The organism is Nocardia sp. bgisy118 (genome assembly GCF_057708605.1).
The window spans coordinates 1-18094 of record NZ_JBYISM010000025.1 but is presented as its reverse complement, the minus strand read 5'-3'; the positions used below and the strand labels follow the sequence as shown (position 1 = coordinate 18094).

14 protein-coding genes and 2 pseudogenes are annotated in these 18094 nt (G+C 70.0%); 4 read left to right on the top strand and 12 right to left on the bottom strand.

The genetic code is table 11. The features are described 5' to 3' along the window. Positions 1-2 precede the first annotated feature (2 nt). Positions 3-1061: an AAA family ATPase gene (locus AC3EO7_RS26750; protein ID WP_435592715.1), complete on the bottom strand. Its 1059-nt coding sequence runs from the start codon at positions 1059-1061 to the stop codon at positions 3-5. An 80-nt stretch (positions 1062-1141) separates the two neighbouring features. Beyond that, positions 1142-2179 carry an AraC family transcriptional regulator gene (locus AC3EO7_RS26745; RefSeq protein ID WP_431970843.1) on the bottom strand — a complete coding sequence of 346 codons (1038 nt, stop codon included), beginning with the start codon at positions 2177-2179 and terminating at the stop codon, positions 1142-1144. A gap of 218 nt (positions 2180-2397) precedes the next feature. Between AC3EO7_RS26745 and AC3EO7_RS26740 the strand changes: the two genes are divergently transcribed. Continuing rightward, positions 2398-3126 carry an SDR family NAD(P)-dependent oxidoreductase gene (locus AC3EO7_RS26740; RefSeq protein WP_435592714.1) on the top strand — a complete coding sequence of 243 codons (729 nt, stop codon included), beginning with the start codon at positions 2398-2400 and terminating at the stop codon, positions 3124-3126. Between the two features lie 7 nt (positions 3127-3133). Here the strand turns inward: AC3EO7_RS26740 and AC3EO7_RS26735 are convergent, their stop codons facing one another. After that, positions 3134-4771, bottom strand: coding sequence for an acyl-CoA synthetase (locus AC3EO7_RS26735; protein ID WP_435592713.1), 1638 nt, complete (start codon positions 4769-4771; stop codon positions 3134-3136). Between the two features lie 101 nt (positions 4772-4872). Between AC3EO7_RS26735 and AC3EO7_RS26730 the strand changes: the two genes are divergently transcribed. Continuing rightward, entirely contained in the window at positions 4873-5367 is a 495-nt protein-coding gene (locus tag AC3EO7_RS26730; protein WP_435592712.1) for a GNAT family N-acetyltransferase, read from the top strand. A 10-nt stretch (positions 5368-5377) separates the two neighbouring features. On the opposite strand, the gene AC3EO7_RS26725 is transcribed toward AC3EO7_RS26730, so the two are convergent. After that, entirely contained in the window at positions 5378-6601 is a 1224-nt protein-coding gene (locus tag AC3EO7_RS26725; protein ID WP_431970839.1) for an aminotransferase family protein, read from the bottom strand. A gap of 73 nt (positions 6602-6674) precedes the next feature. Next, positions 6675-7312 (bottom strand): annotated as a pseudogene (locus AC3EO7_RS26720) (Pr6Pr family membrane protein). A gap of 139 nt (positions 7313-7451) precedes the next feature. Between AC3EO7_RS26720 and hrpA the strand changes: the two are divergent. Beyond that, entirely contained in the window at positions 7452-11528 is a 4077-nt protein-coding gene (gene hrpA / locus AC3EO7_RS26715) for an ATP-dependent RNA helicase HrpA (protein WP_435592711.1), read from the top strand. Between the two features lie 79 nt (positions 11529-11607). Here hrpA and nrdR read toward each other — a convergent pair whose 3' ends face one another. From nrdR to AC3EO7_RS26700, 3 genes are all read right to left on the bottom strand, one after another. Further along, complete coding sequence (gene nrdR / locus AC3EO7_RS26710; protein ID WP_068064096.1) at positions 11608-12078, bottom strand: transcriptional regulator NrdR; 471 nt, start codon at positions 12076-12078, stop codon at positions 11608-11610. 120 nt (positions 12079-12198) lie between these two features. Then, complete coding sequence (locus tag AC3EO7_RS26705; protein WP_431970835.1) at positions 12199-13446, bottom strand: hypothetical protein; 1248 nt, start codon at positions 13444-13446, stop codon at positions 12199-12201. A gap of 157 nt (positions 13447-13603) precedes the next feature. Continuing rightward, on the bottom strand, positions 13604-14050 hold the full coding sequence (locus AC3EO7_RS26700; RefSeq protein WP_435592710.1) for a hypothetical protein: 447 nt from the start codon (positions 14048-14050) through the stop codon (positions 13604-13606). Positions 14051-14333: 283 nt separating this feature from the next. Here AC3EO7_RS26700 and lexA point away from each other — a divergent pair, with 283 nt between their 5' ends. Then, positions 14334-14990 (top strand): transcriptional repressor LexA, encoded by a 657-nt coding sequence (gene lexA / locus AC3EO7_RS26695; protein ID WP_488186288.1) that lies wholly within the window; start codon positions 14334-14336, stop codon positions 14988-14990. A gap of 19 nt (positions 14991-15009) precedes the next feature. Here the strand turns inward: lexA and AC3EO7_RS26690 are convergent, their stop codons facing one another. From AC3EO7_RS26690 to AC3EO7_RS26675, 4 genes and pseudogenes are all read right to left on the bottom strand, one after another. After that, on the bottom strand, positions 15010-15438 hold the full coding sequence (locus tag AC3EO7_RS26690; RefSeq protein WP_435592709.1) for a helix-turn-helix transcriptional regulator: 429 nt from the start codon (positions 15436-15438) through the stop codon (positions 15010-15012). 140 nt (positions 15439-15578) lie between these two features. Continuing rightward, positions 15579-16421: a class I SAM-dependent methyltransferase gene (locus tag AC3EO7_RS26685; protein ID WP_435592708.1), complete on the bottom strand. Its 843-nt coding sequence runs from the start codon at positions 16419-16421 to the stop codon at positions 15579-15581. Positions 16422-16520: 99 nt separating this feature from the next. Further along, positions 16521-17654, bottom strand: coding sequence for an Mrp/NBP35 family ATP-binding protein (locus tag AC3EO7_RS26680; protein ID WP_431970830.1), 1134 nt, complete (start codon positions 17652-17654; stop codon positions 16521-16523). A 34-nt stretch (positions 17655-17688) separates the two neighbouring features. Next, positions 17689-18094: pseudogene (locus AC3EO7_RS26675) on the bottom strand (pyridine nucleotide-disulfide oxidoreductase); the annotation flags it as partial.

The window sequence follows — 18094 nt, the reverse complement described above, 5'->3', positions numbered from 1 at the left end:
GACTACCGCCGCGCGGCCAGGCGCGGCAGGTCGCGAGTCACCTCGACCAGAAACCAGGAGGGCAGCACGGGCACGCCGTCGGCGTCCGAGGCGATCACCAGTTGCGCGCATTCGACCGAGATCTCGGCCAGCTCCACGAGCATCGTCTTGGCCCGCAACACGAAACGGTGCACCCCGCCGGAGACGTGCTTGCGCGAACCGGGCAGTTCCTTGATCAGCCGGGCGCGGAAGGTCTCGGACAGGAAGTACAGCAGATCCCGGTCGCCGGGGTCGCGCGGCCAGCCCGCCTCGCCCTTCAGCACGGCCTCCAGATCGTAGGCGTGGCGGATGGTCTTCACGAAGGCGCGGAACGCCGAGGCGTGCGCGGGCGTCAGCGTGCCCGCGGCGAGCACGTCGAGCAGGGTGTCGTCGAGGTCGTCGCCGCAGGAGTGCAGTGCGTCGGAGAGCATGTGCCACCCGCGCGGGGTGGAGAAGGGCGCCTCCGACTTCGGCGCCGCCGACCACAGGTGATCGGGGCGCTGGGTCACATAGCGCACCACCCAGGGGTGAATGTCGTTGTGCGCGGCCCACTTCAGCCAGTCGTCCACGTCGGCGCGCAGGTGCAGGTGCACCATGCGGTTGACCAGCGCCGAGGCCATCGGCCGTGCCAGCGCGTTGTCGGTGGCACGGTTGCCCGCGCCGATCACCACCGACCCGGCGGGCAACTCGTAGGAGCCGATGCGGCGGTCCAGGATCAGCGAGTAGAACGATTTCTGCACCTCGGGCGCGGCCGCGTTCAGCTCGTCCAGGAACAGGCAGTAGGGCGTCGGCCTGGCGATGAGCTCGGGCGGCGCGAATCGGCTGCGGTCGCCGACGATCTGCGGCACCCCGATGAGGTCCTCCGGCGCCAGCTGGGTGCCGAGCAGCGTGACGCACTCCAGCCCGAGCGATTCGGCGAACGAGCGCACCAGCGAGCTCTTGCCGATACCCGGTGCGCCCCACAGGAACACCGGCCGCACCACGGCGACGTGCAGCAGCAGTTCCGGCAGCTGGTCCGGGGTTACCGTGACCGTCGCCTCCATACCTCTCCTCCCCCGTCGAGTATCACGAGGGTCGAAGGTACGCCCGCCGAGCCAGGTCGAGCCACCGTTTTTCCGCGACGTCAGGCGATCGACGGCGGGCCCTCCCGCTCGGCGGCGGCGCGGGCGAACCGGCCGGGCGAGGTGCCGCGCCACTGTTTGAACGCGTTCGAGAAGCTCGGCGCGCCCGAGTAACCCATCCGGTAGGCGACGTCCTCGACGGTCAGGCCGGCGGCCAGCAGCTCCTCGGCCAGGTTCCCGTAGGTCTCGCTGTACAGCCTGCGGTAGGAGGTGCCCTCGTCGGCCAAGCGGCGGCGCATGGTGCGCAGGCTCATGTGCAGCGCGGCGGCCACGTCCTCCTGCGAGACGCGCGCGCCCAGTCGGCGCAACAGGACCTCGCGCACCGATCCGGCGATGCCCTGCGCCAGCCCACGCCGCTGCAACAGCTGCGCGCACTGCTGTTCGAACAGCGCCGCGGTGAGCGGACTCGCCTGCGGCAGCGGGTCGTCGAAGCCTGCGGTGTCGAAGACGACGAGGTGCGGGCCCGCGCCGTCGGTGGCCGTGATGCCGTACTCGTCGAGGATCGGCCGCAGTCGCGGACGCAGTCCCCACGCGACCTCGCCGCCCACGATCGGCGCGGGAGCGTGGTAGACCGCGGTCCAATTCGTCAGCAGCACCGCAACATCGCGCTCCAGCAGGAAGCCACGCAACCGTTCCGGCACCTCGCGATCGTCGGCGTAGAGCAGCAACCGCCCGTCCCGGTAGACGTGCCGGGTCTTCGCGAAGGTCGTGGTCATCCGGATGTAGCGCATCAGCAGATCCACCGCGGACCGCACGGTCGGGCTGCTGAGCAGCGCCAGTCCGAGGGCACCGTAAGTGGTGACGTACGTGCGCATTCCGGCTTCCAGCCCGAGACCGGGGCGGTCGTCGAACCGGGTGACGAGATTGCCGATCAGGGCGAGTTCCTGCGCGGCGGTGACCTCCGTGCCCGGCGTCGTCAGCTGGGCGGGCTCGATCCCGGTGTCGCGCAGGCATTCCTCGAGCGGCACACCGTGGTCCCGCGCCAGCTCGACCAAGACAGCCGACAATGCGACCGAGCGCCGCCACTCCCATGTGGACACCGCTCCATCGTCGTCCAGGATGGCCGGATTCCGCATGGGTTTGGCCGGACATCGCAAGGACAGCCGCTCGTCCGGTCCATCCGTCCGCGGTACGCGGCGAACCTCGCGCAGCCGCAGCACAACTGGCCGATATGTGAAATGTCCTGACCCGACATCGCATGGCACCGGCCCCGCGCCGCGCCCTACCGTCGAGTAGAGGCGGAAGCGAGCGAAATCACATGTCGAAGAAGACACTTGTGGGCAAACGGGTAGCGATCACCGGCGGCGCGTACGGCGTCGGTAAGGAGACCGCGCTGGCCTTCCTTGCGGCGGGCGCGGACATCGCGCTGGGGGACTCGGACACGGGGCGGGCGCGCGCGGTCGCCGAGCAGTTCGGACGGATGCACGGCGGCACCATCGTCGGTCTCGCGCTGGACACCACCGACAGCGCCCGGTTCGCGGAATTCCTGGCCCGCGCCGAACGCAAGCTGGGCGGGCTGGACGTGGTGGTGAACGCCGCCGACGCCGCGCCGACGGGATCGTTCCTGAGCGAGTCCGAGGCCGAATCGGATCTCCAGATCGACGTCAACCTGCGCGCGGTCGTCACCGGATCCCGGCTGGCCGGACGGCGTTTCGTGGAGCAGGGGCACGGCCACATCGTCAATATCGGCTCGGCGGTCGGCGTCACCGCGGCGCTCGGCGCGGCGGTGTACAGCGCCACCAAGCACGCTGTGGTCGGGCTCGGCGCGGCACTGCACCGCGGGCTCGCCCCACAAGGCGTGCTGGTCAGCACCATCGCCCCCGGCTACGCACCCGCCCCCGAGATGGTCGCCGACGCCATCGTCGACTGCGTCGAGCACCGCAGGGCCGGGCTGGTGGTGGTGCCGCCCGACGGCTGGTTCCGCACCACCGTTCCCGATCCCGTTCAGCTGCGCCAGACCATGCGCCGCATGTTCGGGATGGCTTAGGCCCTGTCTAACGCAGTTCGCGCAGTAGGCGTTTGAGTACTTTGCCGGTCGGGTTGCGGGGCAGGCTGTCGACGAAGAGCACATCGCGCGGCACCTTGAACCGAGCCAGATGCGCCTTCACGTGCTCGCGCACCTCGTCCTCGGTGAGCGCGTGTCCGGCGCGGACCACGACCACCGCACGCAGCCGCTGGCCGTAGCGCTCGTCGTCGACGCCGAAGGCGCTCACCTCCGCGACCGCGGGGTGGGCGGCGAGCAGTTCCTCGACTTCGCCGGGAAAGACGTTCTCACCGCCGGAGACGATCATGTCGTCGTCCCGACCGTCGATGAAAAGCCTGCCCGCACTGTCGAAGTGGCCGACGTCGCCGGTGGACATCAGGCCGTCGATGCGGTCCTTGTCGCCACCGCCGGTGTAGCCCTCGAACTGGTAGTCGTTGCCGACGAAGATGCGCCCGGTGCGGCCCTGCGGCAGCTCGGCGTCGTTGTCGTCGAAGATCTTCACCGTGGTGCTCGGCACCGGGGTGCCGACGCAGCCGGGCTCGACCGCCAGATCCGCGGGCGTGGCAATGGTCGCGTAGGCCACCTCCGTGGAGCCGTAGACGTTGTAGACCACGGGCCCGAACGCCTCGGTGACGCGCACACACAGCTTCTCGCCCAGCTGCGAGCCCGCGACGAAGATGATCCGAAGCCGCGAGAAGTCGTGTCCGGCACGGGCTTCGGGCCCGAGATCGACCAGTCGCTGCAGCATCACCGGCACCGTGATCAACGCCGTGGCGCGATGGCGGTGCAGGCTGTCGAGCACCGCTCGGGGATCGAAGCGGCGCCGGATCACCAGGGTCGACCCGAAGCCGACGGCAGTGACGGCGTGCGCGAAGCCGAGAGTGTGGAACAGCGGCGCCGGGCATTCGGTGATCTCCTCGGCGCGGAACGGAACCCGGCCGAGGATGGCGCCGAGCGGAGCCAGCGACCTCGGCTCCCGCCGCGGCGCGCCCTTCGGGGTTCCGGTGGTGCCGCTGGTCAGCAGGATGATCCTGGCGGCGGTGCTCGGCCTGCGCGGCGGTTTCCGGGAGCCGCCCGCGATCAGGTTCTCCAGCGAGTCGACCGCGGGCGCGTCGGTCCAGGCGCGGTAGCGCCCGCGCGGCGGCCGCAGATCGCCGAGGATGCCCGCGTATTCGTCGTCATAGACCAGCAGGTCGGCGCCTTCGCGGCCGAGCACCTCGCGCAGCTGCGGCCCGGCGAAATCGGTGTTGAGCAGGATGATCCTGGCGCCGCATTTGGCCGCGGCGAACACCGCGTAGTGGAAGCCGCGATGGTTGCGCGCCAGCACCGCGACGCCTTCGCCGTCGCGCAGACCGCGCGCCCGCCAGGCGTTGGCCAACGCGGTAGTGCGCTCGTCGAGCTCGCGGAAGCTCACCGCGCCGAGTTCGTCGATGAGCGCGGCCCGGTTCCGGTAACGCAGCGCCGCGACCGTCACGAGTCCGCCGAGCATGCCAGAGCGCACCACAGCCATGCCCATCCGCGCCAATCGGTCCGGCCGTTGCGGCGTCGCCAAACCCGCGCGCACCGCCAGGCTCGCGTAGTAGGTCTCGTCGGCGACGCGGCGGGCCGCGCCGAGCGCGACGGAGCCGAGGGTGTTGACACGGTTCATGGATCCACCTGAGCTGGGGCCGAGATGAGGGCGGGTGTCCTCACAGTAAGGTGTCTCACACAGTCCCGTCGAGAGCTCGGCTCGCGGCCATGATGGACGGTATGTCGAGCCGCATCGAGGAGCCGCCGTCGCGCACCGGGACACGCATTGCCGTCGACGACCTCACCGGCACCGACATCGTCGACCTGCTGGCCACCCACCTGGCCGAGATGCACGCCAACTCCCCCGCTGGCAGCATGCACGCACTCGACCTCGCCGAGCTCCGCGGGCCCGGCATCACCTTCTGGAGCGTGCGCGAGCGCGCCGAACTCCTGGGTTGCGGCGCGCTCAAATGGCTGGACGCCGCCCACGGCGAGATCAAATCCATGCGCACCGCGACCGGGCACACCGGCCGCGGTGTCGCAGCGGACCTGCTGCGGCACATCGTCGGCGAAGCCCGCGCCCGCGGCTACCGCAGGCTCAGCCTGGAGACCGGCGCCGCGCCCTATTACCTTCCCGCCCAACGCCTTTACGCGCGGCACGGCTTCCAGGTCTGCCCGCCCTTCGCCGACTACACCGACGACCCGCACAGCGTTTTCATGACACTGGCACTGTGAGCAGCCGCGATCAGCCCAGCGCTCGGGTGAACGCCGCCACCAGCTCGTCGACCTGCGCGTCGGTCATCACGAACGCGGGCGAGACCTGGATGGCTCCCTGACCCGCGGCTCTGCTCGAAACCCCTTGGGCACGAAGCTCTTTGACGAACGACAGCGCTTCGGACGGTTCGGCCAGCTGCACCGCGGCCACCGCGCCGAGTCCGCTACGCACCTCGGCGACCCGCGGATGCGCCGCCAGCGGCGCCAGCTTCTCGTCCAGGGTGGTTTCCAGCCGGGCGGCCTCGGCGAGGAGGTTCTCGCGTTCGACGATGTCGAGGTTGACCAGGCCCGCGACGGCCGCGGCGGCGTGCCCGCCGTAGGTGTAGCCGTGCCGCCACCAGACGCCGCCGCGGAAGAACGGCTCGGCCACGTGCGGCGCGGCGAACATCGCGCCCATCGGCAGATAGCCGCTGGTCAGCCCCTTGGCGGTGGTCATGATGTCGGGTCGCAGGTCGAATCGGGTAGAGGCGAACCAGCTTCCGCCGATGCGCCCGAATCCGGTGACCACCTCGTCCGCGACGAACAGGATGTCGTGCTCGCGGCAGATGCGACGCACCTCGCTCAGGTAGCCCTCCGGCGGCAGGTACACCCCGCCCGCGCCGATGATCGGCTCGCAGAAGAAGGCGGCGATGCGTTCGGCGCCGACCTCATCGACGAGGGCGAGCAGCGCCGTCGCGTCGTCCCACGCGATGATGCGCGCGTCGGGCATGAGTTCGCCGTACCCGGCGCGGTTGAGCGGCAGACCCGCCAAAGCCGTTCCCGCGACGTGCATTCCGTGATAGGCGCGCTCCCTGCCCACCACGATCGTCTTCTCCGGCCTGCCCAGTTCGTTCCAGTAGCGCCTGGCCAGTTTGGCGGCGGTGTCGATCGCGTCCGAGCCGCCGGAGGTGAAGAAGATCTTGCTGCCCGGCACCGGGGCGATGGTCGCGAGCCGCTCGGCGAGTTCCCTGGTGGCCGGTTCGGCCAGGTCGCCGAAGTTGGAGTAGTGCGCGATGGTGCGCAACTGGCCGGCGACCGCGTCGGCGATCTCGGCGCGGCCGTGCCCGACGTTGGCGAACCACAACCCGGCTGTGGCGTCGAGATATCGCGTGCCCGCCTCGTCGTAGACATAGGCGCCCTCACCGCGGGCGATCACGAACGCGCCGTCCCGTTCGACGGCGCCCATGTCGGCGAATCCGTGCCACAACGCGCTCATGCCTGCACCTCGCCGGCGCTCGACTCCGGCACGCGCGAAGCGCGCTGACACATGATTCGCTCACTACGTTCACTCATGCCTGCACCTCGCTGGGTTCGCGCCATCGCTCGGCGAGCCCGCCGAGGGCGGCGACGGCCATCGCCAGCAGCGCGAACACCCCGGTCAGGACGATCAGTCCGATGATCAGCGAGACATATCCCTGATCGCGGGGATCCAGGAAGGGATACGGGTACCAGTCCACGAAGGGCCCCCGCGCGAGGGTGTAGACGCCGTACGCCGCGGGATAGATCAGCCAGCCACCGACGAGCCTGCCGGTGACGCCCAGGCTCACCGGTACCAGGATCCAGTCCAGCACCAGCACGATCGGCAGGATGCGGTGCAGGATGTCGTTGATCCACTTGTCGGTGAGCATCACGTCGATAGTCGCCAGCAGCACGGCGTACACAACGCCGGTGATCAGCAGGTAGAGCGTCGCCGCGCCGCGAAGCACCTGCCAGCGCCGCGAGCCCAGGTCCAGCAGGCCGCCGATCAGCAGCACGAGCACGCCGAGAACGTTCGACTGGATGGTGAAGTAGCTGAAGTAGTTCGCGGTGGAGAAGGTGTCACATCCAGATTGCGCAGCGGGATCCAGGCCAGCGCAACGATGCCGAGTACACCGAAGGCAACACGAGGTCCTCTGATCACCCACGACGTGCCCGAGCCCGCGTCCATCGGCCGATCTTCGCACACCGGACGACGCTCGACCGGTCGAATCACCGCCGCTGGCATACGTTCGGCTAACGGCGCGGTCCGTCGCGGCGGACCGGCAGCGGCGGGCCGCGATGCCCGGCCCGGTAGGCTGGACGACGCAATGACCAGGACAGCTGATACCGGAACCCGCGCGCTCCGCACCCGCCTGGCGAATCTCTCCCTCCGCGACGAGTACCGGCTGCGGCGTCGGCTGGACCGGGCACGCGGCACGGACCTCGACGAGATCGCCGCCGACATCGCCGCCGCCGAGCTGCGCGTGGAGGCGCGCCGCGCGGCGGTGCCGCGGATCCGCTACCCGGAGCAACTGCCCGTCACGACCCGTCGCGCCGATATCGCGAAGGCCATCGCCGACAACCAAGTGGTGATCGTCGCGGGCGAGACCGGCTCCGGCAAGACGACGCAGATCCCCAAGATCTGCCTGGAGCTGGGGCGCGGCGTCCGCGGTGCCATTGGCCACACCCAGCCGCGCAGGCTGGCCGCGCGCACCGTCGCCGAGCGCATCGCCGAGGAGCTGGGCACCGAGCTGGGCGACGTGATCGGTTATACGGTGCGGTTCACCGACCAGGCCTCCGAGCGCACGCTGGTCAAGCTGATGACCGACGGCATCCTGCTCGCCGAGATCCAGCGCGATCGGCTGCTGCGCCGCTACGACACGATCATCATCGACGAGGCGCACGAGCGCAGCCTCAATATCGACTTCCTGCTCGGCTACCTCAAGCAGCTGCTGCCCCGCCGCCCCGACCTGAAGGTGATCATCACCTCGGCGACCATCGATCCGGAGCTGTTCGCCCGGCATTTCGCCGACGAAAAGGGCACGCCCGCACCGATTGTCGAGGTGTCCGGCCGGTCGTATCCGGTCGAGATCAGGTACCGGCCGCTGAGTCTCGAGCTTCCCGCCGCCGACGAGGACGACGAGGACACCCGCGTGGTGGACCGCGACCCCGTAGACGCCATCGGCGACGCGGTGCGCGAGTTGTTCTCCGAGGGCGACGGCGACGTGCTGGTCTTCCTCTCCGGCGAACGCGAGATCCGCGACACCGCCGACACACTGCGCGACCTGAAACTGCCGCGCACCGAGATCCTGCCGCTGTACGCGCGGCTGTCGGCCGCCGAGCAGCACCGGGTCTTCCAGTCGCACACCGGCCGCCGCGTCGTGCTGGCCACCAACGTCGCGGAGACCTCGCTGACCGTGCCCGGCATCCGCTACGTGATCGACCCGGGCACCGCGCGCATCTCCCGCTATTCGATGCGCACCAAGGTGCAGCGGCTGCCGATCGAACCGGTCTCCCAGGCTTCGGCCCGGCAGCGCTCCGGGCGCTGCGGCCGCGTCGCCGACGGCATCGCGATCCGGCTGTACGCCGAGGACGATTTCGAATCCCGGCCCGCCTTCACCGAACCGGAGATCCTGCGCACCAACCTGGCCGCCGTCATTCTGCAGATGACCGCGCTCGGGCTGGGCGATATCGAGAACTTCCCGTTCGTGGAGCCGCCGGACAAGCGCGCGATCCGCGACGGTGTCGCGCTGCTGGAGGAGCTGGGCGCGCTGGCTCGCGGCGCGGCGAGTCCCGACGCCGCGCTCGCGCTCACGCCGGTGGGCCGCGAGATGGCGCAGCTGCCGGTCGATCCGCGTATGGCGCGCATGCTGGTGCAGGCCAACGCCAACGGCTGTCTGGCCGAGGTGTTGATCGTCGTCGCGGCGCTGTCGATCCAGGACGTCCGCGAGCGGCCCGCCGAGTTCCAGCAGGCCGCCGACACCAAGCACGCGCGATTCGTCGTCGAGGGCTCGGATTTCCTCGCCTACCTGCGACTCTGGGACTACCTCACCGAGCAGCGGAAATCGTTGTCGTCCAATCAGTTCCGGCGGATGTGCCGCGAGGAGTTCCTGCACTACCTGCGGATCAGGGAGTGGCAGGACCTGCACGGGCAGCTGCGCACGATCACCAAGGGGCTGGGCTGGTCGGCCGACGGCTGCGGCTCTCGAACTTCCCGCGCGACAACGGAATCCGCGCCCGAGGGCGGCGATGACTCCGCCGCGTCGAACCGTTCCGGCAGACTGCGCGGCGGCCGAGGCACGGCCAAGCCCTCGGAGGTCCCGGTCGCCGCATCCGAGAACGACGGCCTGCCATGGGATTCCACGGCGATCCACCAGTCGCTGCTGGCGGGCATGCTCTCCCACATCGGCGTGCGGGAGGCGGAGACCAGGGAGTTCCTCGGCGCGCGCGGCGCCAAGTTCATGATCTTCCCCGGCTCGTCGCTGGCGAAGAAGCCGCCGCGCTGGGTGATGGCCGCCGAACTCGTCGAGACGTCCCGCTTGTTCGGCCGTATCGCGGCCCGGGTGGAACCCGAGTGGGCCGAGCGGCTCGCGGGCGATCTGGTGAAGCGCACCTACTCCGAACCGCACTGGTCGGCCAAGCGTGGCGCGGCGCGCGCCTACGAGCGCGTCACGCTCTATGGCGTGCCGCTGGTGACGAGCCGCCCGGTGGACTACGGCCGGATCGATCCCGAGGTGTCTCGCGAGCTGTTCCTGCGGCACGCGCTGGTGCAGGGCGAGTGGCAGACCAAACACGAGTTCTTCCACCGCAACCGGGAACTGCTCGACGACGTGGCCGATCTCGAGCACCGGGCCCGCCGGCGTGACATCCTGGTCGACGACGAGGTGCTGTTCGAGTTCTACGACCAGCGCGTCCCCGCCGAGGTCGTCTCGGCGCGCCACTTCGACAGCTGGTGGCGCACGGCGAAGCGGAAAGATCCCGCGCTGCTGGACTTCTCGAAGTCCACCGTGGTCAACGCGAACGCGGCGGCGCTGGACCCGACGGCCTTCCCGGACGCCTGGCGCCAGGGCGAGCTGAGCTTCCCGCTGACCTACCAGTTCGAGCCGGGCCAGGAAGACGACGGCGTCACCGTGCGCATCCCGGTCGAGCAGCTGGCGCACGTGCGGGCCGTCGGCTTCGACTGGCTGGTGCCTGGCATGCGCGAGGAGCTGGCGGCGGCGCTGATCAAGACGCTACCGAAGACGTTGCGGCGCAGCGTCGTTCCGGCCCCGGACTTCGCCGCTGCCGCGCTGGCCGCGCTCACCCCGCGCGCCGAGCCGCTGCGCACCGGCCTGGCCAGGGAGCTGTCGCGGCTCGGCTCGGTGACGATCACGCCGAACGACCTCGACCCCGCCGCGCTGCCCGACCACCTGCGCATGACCTTCGCCGCGGTCGACACCAGGGCCCGGGTACTCGCCAAGGGCAAGAGCCTCGCCGCGCTGAAGACCGAACTCGCCGAACAGGTGGCGGCCTCGGTGGCGCGGGCGACCGCGGGCGCCGAGCGCGCCGCGGCCACCGTGTGGACCTCGGAGTCTCTCGGCACCGTCGAACCGACCGTGCGCCGCCAGGTCGCCGGGCAGACCGTGACCGGATATCCGGCGCTGGTGCCCGAGGGCGAGGGCGTCGCGGTGCGCGTGCTCAGCTCTCCCGCCGAACAGGCCGCCGCGATGCGGGCGGGCACCCGCACCCTGGTGCTGCACGCGATCCCCACCTCGGTGCGCACTGTCACCTCGGCTCTCTCGCCCACGGATCGCCTTGCGCTGAGCCAGAATCCATACGGTTCGCTGGAGGGTTTGGTCGACGACTGCCGCGCCGCGGCCGTCGACGAGCTGATCGCGGCCGCGGGCGGCCCGGTGCACAGCCCCGACCGCTTCGAGGCGCTCGTCTCCGCGATACGCCCCCGGCTGGCCACCGAGGTCGCCCGCATCGTCCGCCTCGTGGTGCCGGTCCTGGCCGCGGCGCATCGGGTGACCTCGGCGCTGGGCGGCGTCGCGGAGCGCGACATCGCCGAGGACGTCCGGCACCAGCTCGATGATCTGGTGTTCCCCGGCTTCGTCTCCGAATGGGGCAGTGCCCGCCTGCGGGACCTCCCCCGCTACCTGCGCGCCGCGCTGGTCCGGCTGGAGTCGCTGCCCGGTTCCGCCGTCCGCGACCGGCAGGGCATGGCCGAACTCGACCGCGTCCTCGCCGCGTACGACCGCTTGCTCGCCGCGTTGCCCGACGGGCGCAAGAACGCGCCCGACGTCACCGAGATCTGGTGGATGACCGAGGAACTCAGGGTGAGCCTGTTCGCCCAGAAGCTCGGCACGCCGTATCCGGTGTCCGCCAAGCGGATCGAGAAAGCGATCGCCGCCATCCGCCGATGAGCGGACCTCGCTGCGGCAGGAACCCCGTCCGGCAGTGGGCCCGCCGGATTTCGTTCCGGCGGGCTCGGACCTCCAGGGGTCAGTCGGCGGCGACGCCCGCCGCGGCGCGCGCCTCGCGCATCTGCTGAATCTCGCGTTCGAAATCCTCGGCGGAGGTGAACGACCGGTAGACCGAGGCGAATCGGAGATAGGCCACCTCGTCGAGGTCGCGCAGCGGGCCGAGGATGGCGAGGCCGACCTCGTGGCTCGGCACCTCCGGCGAACCCGTCGCGCGCACGGCGTCCTCGACCTGCTGGGCCAGCAGATTCAGCGCGTCGTCGTCGACCTCGCGGCCTTGGCAGGCGCGCCGCACGCCGCGGATGACCTTCTCCCGGCTGAACGGTTCGGTGACGCCGCTGCGCTTGACCACGGACAGGATGGCGGTCTCGACCGTGGTGAAACGCCGCCCACAGTTCGGGCAGGAACGTCGACGGCGGATGGCCGCGCCTTCCTCGGCCTCGCGCGAGTCGACCACCCGCGAGTCAGGGTGTCGGCAGTACGGGCAATGCATCCGAGAGATCCTTCGTCGATGTACCCGGCACAAGGCATATCCGTATCGACACGCGATATACCTCCATAGCTCTTCGAGGATACCCGGGGTCGTCACCGGGGTTTCGCCCGGCGGGCCGCATCACTCGACGAGCTGCCATCGCGCGGTCAGGTCGGCGACCAGTTCGGGCAGGCGCGGGACCAGCCTGCCGCGAGCGAGCTTGTTCCAGAAGGACTCGCCGAGCACCGCCGCCGCGAGCACGCTGTCGGTCTCCATGTCTATGTGACGCGGCACCAGGTCGCCCATGATGTAGGTCCAGCGGTCGTCCCGGTCGGCCCAGTTGAAGGCGGGGAGCGCGGTGCGCAGCGCGACCGGCCGCCCGCCGAGATCGGCGCGCACGGTGGCCGGGGCGAAGACGCCCGGTGCGCGCACGCCGGGCACCGCGGGTTTGCCCGCGATGGTGCTGACGTAGGTGAGCACCCGGCCGATGCCGTCGCGACCCGCGGCGGTGACGTCCCACTGATCGGCGACGATGTGGTTCTGCTCCCGGTCGGTCATCCGGATCAGCGCGTCGATGTAGCCGTCGCGGGTGCCCGTCGTGATCGACTGCCACGCGGCGTGGATGTCCGCGTCGACGATGCCCGCGGCGTACATCTCGTCGATGCCGGGCATGCCCAGCGCGACAAAGGCTTCGTGCATCGGGACGAGGTCGGTGAAGATGTGCTTCTGCATGATCATCAGCCGGGTCTGGTACCAGGCGATGTCCTCGGCGGACAGTCGCGCGCCCTGGGTGGCCAGCAGCCCGATATCGGCGGGCAGTTCGCCGACGAGTTCCTCGGGGGTTCCGCGCAGCAGGTCGGCGACGGCGTTGCCGAGCTGATGGATGCCGGGCACGTCGAGGACGACGCCCACATCGCTCATGTCGAAGAAGCCCGAAGCGAACGAGCCGCCCGCGATCCCCGCGAGCCCGGCCCAGTAGAACTCCGGGTGCGTCGTGGTGAGCCGCAGATAATTGACGTACACCTGATTGAAGGTGCGCTCGTTGGCCCGCGTGCCGCGGCTCGGATCCCAGCCCGCCAGATCGATCGCGGCGTTGCCGGTGGCCACCACGAGCCAGTACTGATGCAGCAGTGTCGCATAGCGTTCCGGCGCGATGCCGTCGGACCGCGCTTCGTCCAGCGCCGCGCGCAGCGTCGGTTCGTCCAGCGGCAGTGCGGGATTCAGGCCGCCGCCGCGCTCACCGTCGCCGTTGACCGACGGCAGATCGAGATAGCCGAGGTAGGCCGGAGCGGCGTGGGCGGCGGGAATCGCGGCGAGTCCCAAGAGAAGACAGAAGAACAGTCCGGCGAAGGCCCGCAGCGCGCCGCCCGCGGTGTGTCGATGCGTCATTGCACGAAGTCCCGAAATCGTTCGAGGCAGATGTTGCCTGGGTCACGTTTTCAGCACAGTAGCAACGTGTTCTAGTTGTCGATCGAGATTTTCGGCCACGGTTCGCGGCCTCGGACGACTCGGGAAGGACCGCCGAATCCACCCGGGAGGCAACGAATCAGCGCGGAAGGCCGTCGTAGACCGGCTGCTGCTCGATCTCCGCGGGAATCGAGGTCGACGGCTCGGGAACGACGACGGCGCCCGCCCGCCAGTGCGCCAATCCCAGCAGCGCCGCCACCACCAGCGCACTCATCAGCGCCGCGACCGCGAGCACCGCGAAGCCCAGCTGCGCCTGTTCCACACTCGGCACCGGGTGCGTTCCGCGCGGCGGGCGGGCCGCGGACGTGCGCACGGGACCGCGCCGATACAGCTCCACAGACCCGCCCGGCCTGCTCGCCCGTGGGCGACGATCCGCCACGGCGCGCCCCGACGCCTCCACGGCGCGAAGTCCGCCGCGGTGCGCGCGTCGCACCAGGGGTACGGAGTCGAAGCCGAGCTCGTCGACCGGGTCACACGTTTGCGGGGCGGATGCGGCGGCGGGGATTTCGCGGATCGCTGTGTTCATCGGACAAACCTCCGTGTAGATGCAGGCAGGGTGGCTCGAAGGGAGTCGCTTTCGATCACATGTTCGAAGAACTGATGTTCGATTTCTACCACGCGCGGCCGCCGAAGTCAGCACGAAACGCCCGACATGCGTCGAACAGATGTTTGAAACCTCGGCGGTACCGGACTAAATTCGAGAGGCGACATCAACGACAAGAAGGGCGGTTGCGGTGAGCCACACAGACGACACGGGCGACGAGAGCGGAGTCGGCGGCGACCCGTCGCCGACCGGGGCAGATCTCACCGTGCGTCAGCGCAAGGTACTGGAGGTCATCCGGACCTCGGTGAGCGAGCGCGGCTACCCGCCGAGCATCCGCGAGATCGGCGACGCGGTCGGATTGACCTCCACCTCCTCGGTCGCCCATCAACTGCGGGCACTGGAGCGCAAGGGCTATTTACGCCGCGACCCCAACCGCCCCCGCGCGGTCGACGTCCGCGGACTGGACGAGGCGGTGCGCGCGGTGACCAGCCTGCCCGGCGCCGCGATCGAGGACGCCGAATCCGCCGCGATCGATCCGAACCGTCCGACCCCGACGTTCGTTCCGGTGCTCGGCCGGATCGCCGCCGGTGGGCCGATCCTGGCCGAGCAGGCCGTGGAGGACGTGTTCCCGCTGCCGCGCGAACTCGTCGGCGACGGTTCGCTGTTCCTGCTGAAGGTCGTCGGCCAGTCGATGGTCGACGCCGCCATCTGCGACGGCGACTGGGTGGTCGTCCGCCAGCAGAACGTCGCCGACAACGGTGACATCGTGGCCGCGATGATCGAGGGCGAGGCCACGGTGAAGACCTTCAAGCGCAGCGGCAAGGACGTGTGGCTGATGCCGCACAACCCGCTGTTCGAGCCGATTCCGGGTAACGACGCCCGCATCCTCGGCAAGGTCGTGACGGTGATCCGCAAGATCTAGCCGGTCGGGCGACGTCCGGCTACCGCGGGCGTACGGCGCGCGCGAGGGCGGAGGCGCGCCCCGGCAGTTGCCCGCCGCGGGAACGGAATTCCTGCGGCGGGCACCCGTTCCAGCGCCGGAAGGCACGGATGAACGAGGCCGATTCGGCGTAACCGAGCCGGGCGGCGATCTGTTCGGTGGTCATGCGCGTGCGGCCGAGCAGGTGCTCGGACCGGGACCGCCGCACGTCGTCCACCAGTGCGCGGAACGACGTGCCCTCCGCGTTGAGCCGCCGGGACAGGGTGCGAACGCTGAGGAACAGTGCCGCGGCGACCCGCGGCAGATCCGGGATCGCGGCGGGGTCCCTGACCAGTTCGTCGCGCACCGCTCCCGCGACATCGGCGCGAATCATCTTGCGCGGCAACCGATCACGGTGCACCGCGGACATGTTTCCCGCCGGCGCGGACATTTCTCGAGATAGTTCGGAGTCGGACATCTCCGCGAACCCCCATCGACCTTCCCTGGACACCCTCGCGGGTCCGCGAAAAGTACCAATTCCGCGCGCGGTCGGCGGGCGAAACTCGCGAATTCCCTTCGGAGGGAAGGCCGCTAAACGGCGGTGCGGACGTGCGCGATCGCGGGCGGGATATCGCGCAGCACCGGCAGTCGCTCGAACAGCGGCAGCGTGGCGGGCAACGGTCCGTGCGACGGGCCGTACGACGAGACCGTCACCTCCACCACCTTCGGGCTCCACGAGCGCACCAGGGCCGCGATGTCGCTGCGCCGGACACCCCACGGCATCGGCGGCGCCTGGTAATGCGGGGTCTTGTGGAAACCGCGCACAGTCTTGCGGGAGAACCAGGGCGGGATGGTGTCGAACATCAACTCCACGCCGGGGAATCGGTCCAGGATCGCGGAGCACAGCCGCCGCACCTGCTCCGGCTCGAAGTACATGAAAAGCCCTTGCGCCGTGACGAATACGCCCCGCGACGGATCCACCTCGTCCAGCCAGGCGGTGTCCAGCGCGCTCACGGACAGGTGCCTGCACCGCTCACTCGGCGGCAGGAATCGTTCGCGCACCGCGATCGCGTCCGGCACGTCCACACACAGCCACCGCACCCGCCCGTCGTCGCAGCGCTGGAATTGCGTCTCGAGTCCGGCCGCGAGTTCCACCACCGTGCCGCCGGGGTGTGCCGCGAGCCAGGGCCGCAGCACCACGTCGAACTTCTTCGACCGCACCGCGTGCGTGCCGTCCGGCTTGCCGAAGGCCCGCTCGTAGTCGAAGGCGATGGCGTCGTAGATCCGCTCGCAGTCGGGATCGCGCAGGATCGCATCGGGTCGCGTGGACTCGCCTGCCCGGTTGTGCAGGGTCCAGAGCATGGTCAGCGGGATCCCGTCGAGTTCGATATCGGCGCCCATCGCTTCGTCCTCCCACTCGGTCGGCGGAGTCACCCGCGCACCCCAGCCGCATTAGTGAAATCAATGTTCAACAAGAACTAAGGACAACCTAACTCAGGTCCGCCGCCTCCGCAACGACCTCCGCTCGTGGAGTTACCGCACGGCGACCGCCAGCGGACGACCCGCCAAACCACGCGGGCGCACAGCGAGCCGCTGTGCCACCTCGCGGAGCACCCCCGCGGCCACCGAGTCGGGTTCGGCGAGAACGATCGGCGCACCCCGATCCCCCGCGGCGCCCACCTCGGGATGGAACGGAATCTGCCCGAGCAGCGGACAGGCGGCGCCGAGCAAGGCGGCCAGACGATCGCTGACGGCACGACCACCACCCGCGCCGAAGAGGGCGTGACGGCCACCCGCGGGGTCCTCGTACCAGGACATGTTCTCCACGACCCCGGTTACCCGCTGCCCGGTCTCCGCCGCGACGGCGCCTGCCCGCTCGGCGATCCGGGCCGCCGTCGGCTGCGGCGTGGTGACGATCAGCAGTTCGGCGGTGGGCAGCAGTTGCGCCAGCGAGATCGCGATGTCGCCGGTGCCGGGCGGCAGGTCGACGAGCAGCACGTCCAGATCGCCCCAGAACACCTGTGAGAGGAACTGCCGCAGCGCGCGGTGCAGCATCGGCCCGCGCCACACCACCGGCTTGTCGGAATCGAGGAACATGCCGATCGAGATGACCCGCACGCCGCGGGCCGTCGGCGGCACGATCATCCGATCGATCTGGGTCGGCGCGCCCGTGACGCCGAGCATCCCGGGAATCGAATGGCCGTGGATGTCCGCGTCCAGCACTCCCACCGCGAGCCCGCGCTCGGCCATGGCCGCAGCGAGATTGACCGTGACCGTGGACTTTCCGACGCCGCCCTTGCCGGAGGCCACACAGTAGACACGGGTCCGGGAGTGCGGCTGGGCGAACGGAACGACATCGTCCGGCGCGCCGCCGCGCAGTCGGGTGCGCAGCGCGGCCCGCTGCTCGTCGGACATCACGCCGAACTCGACGGTCACCTCGGCGACGCCGGGAACATCGAGCACCGCGGCGCGGACGTCACGGTCGATCGTCGTCCGCATCGGGCAGGCGGCGACGGTGAGCAGCACCCGGACGGCGATCCGGTTGCCTGGATGCACCTCGATGGCGTCGACCATGTTCAATTCGGTGATGGGGCGGTGGATTTCGGGATCCTGGACCAGCGCGAGCGCCTGCGCGATCCGTTCCTTCGATACCAGCGGCTGGGTCATCGCGGGTTGCCTTTCGGTGCGGAGTTCGGGACGGTCAGCCGAGGCTCGCGCGGAGCATGTCGGCGCGCTCGACGACCTTGACGCGCTCGCGGCCTTCGGGCTCGCCGAGTGCGCGCTCGTAGGTGTCGAGCCGGTGCCAGCCGTCCCACGCCGTGTACGGCACGTCCTTCGAGCGCAAGAATTCGAGCACCGACTGCGGATCGGGATCGGTTGCACCGTCGAAGGTTTCGCGATCCTCGAGCAGGCAGGTGATGGTCTCGTTGGCGTCGCCCTTGGTGTGGCCGATCAGGCCGACCGGGCCACGCTTGATCCAGCCGGTGACGTAGACGGCCGGGAGATACCTCGCGGACCCCACGGCTTCCTCGTCGACCAGAATGCGGCCCGCCTCGTTGGGCACCGTTCCCGAGCAGTCGTCGAACGGTAGCTTCCCCGGCGGCGTG

What these genes read in the sequence shown, in the direction of transcription:
- AC3EO7_RS26750 (WP_435592715.1), bottom strand. Translation starts at nt 1,061, where the DNA reads ATGGAGGCGACGGTCACGGTAACCCCGGACCAGCTGCCGGAACTGCTG.
- AC3EO7_RS26740 (WP_435592714.1), top strand. Translation starts at nt 2,398, where the DNA reads ATGTCGAAGAAGACACTTGTGGGCAAACGGGTAGCGATCACCGGCGGC.
- AC3EO7_RS26735 (WP_435592713.1), bottom strand. Translation starts at nt 4,771, where the DNA reads ATGAACCGTGTCAACACCCTCGGCTCCGTCGCGCTCGGCGCGGCCCGC.
- AC3EO7_RS26730 (WP_435592712.1), top strand. Translation starts at nt 4,873, where the DNA reads ATGTCGAGCCGCATCGAGGAGCCGCCGTCGCGCACCGGGACACGCATT.
- AC3EO7_RS26725 (WP_431970839.1), bottom strand. Translation starts at nt 6,601, where the DNA reads ATGAGCGCGTTGTGGCACGGATTCGCCGACATGGGCGCCGTCGAACGG.
- hrpA (WP_435592711.1), top strand. Translation starts at nt 7,452, where the DNA reads ATGACCAGGACAGCTGATACCGGAACCCGCGCGCTCCGCACCCGCCTG.
- nrdR (WP_068064096.1), bottom strand. Translation starts at nt 12,078, where the DNA reads ATGCATTGCCCGTACTGCCGACACCCTGACTCGCGGGTGGTCGACTCG.
- AC3EO7_RS26705 (WP_431970835.1), bottom strand. Translation starts at nt 13,446, where the DNA reads ATGACGCATCGACACACCGCGGGCGGCGCGCTGCGGGCCTTCGCCGGA.
- AC3EO7_RS26700 (WP_435592710.1), bottom strand. Translation starts at nt 14,050, where the DNA reads ATGAACACAGCGATCCGCGAAATCCCCGCCGCCGCATCCGCCCCGCAA.
- AC3EO7_RS26690 (WP_435592709.1), bottom strand. Translation starts at nt 15,438, where the DNA reads ATGTCCGCGCCGGCGGGAAACATGTCCGCGGTGCACCGTGATCGGTTG.
- AC3EO7_RS26680 (WP_431970830.1), bottom strand. Translation starts at nt 17,654, where the DNA reads ATGACCCAGCCGCTGGTATCGAAGGAACGGATCGCGCAGGCGCTCGCG.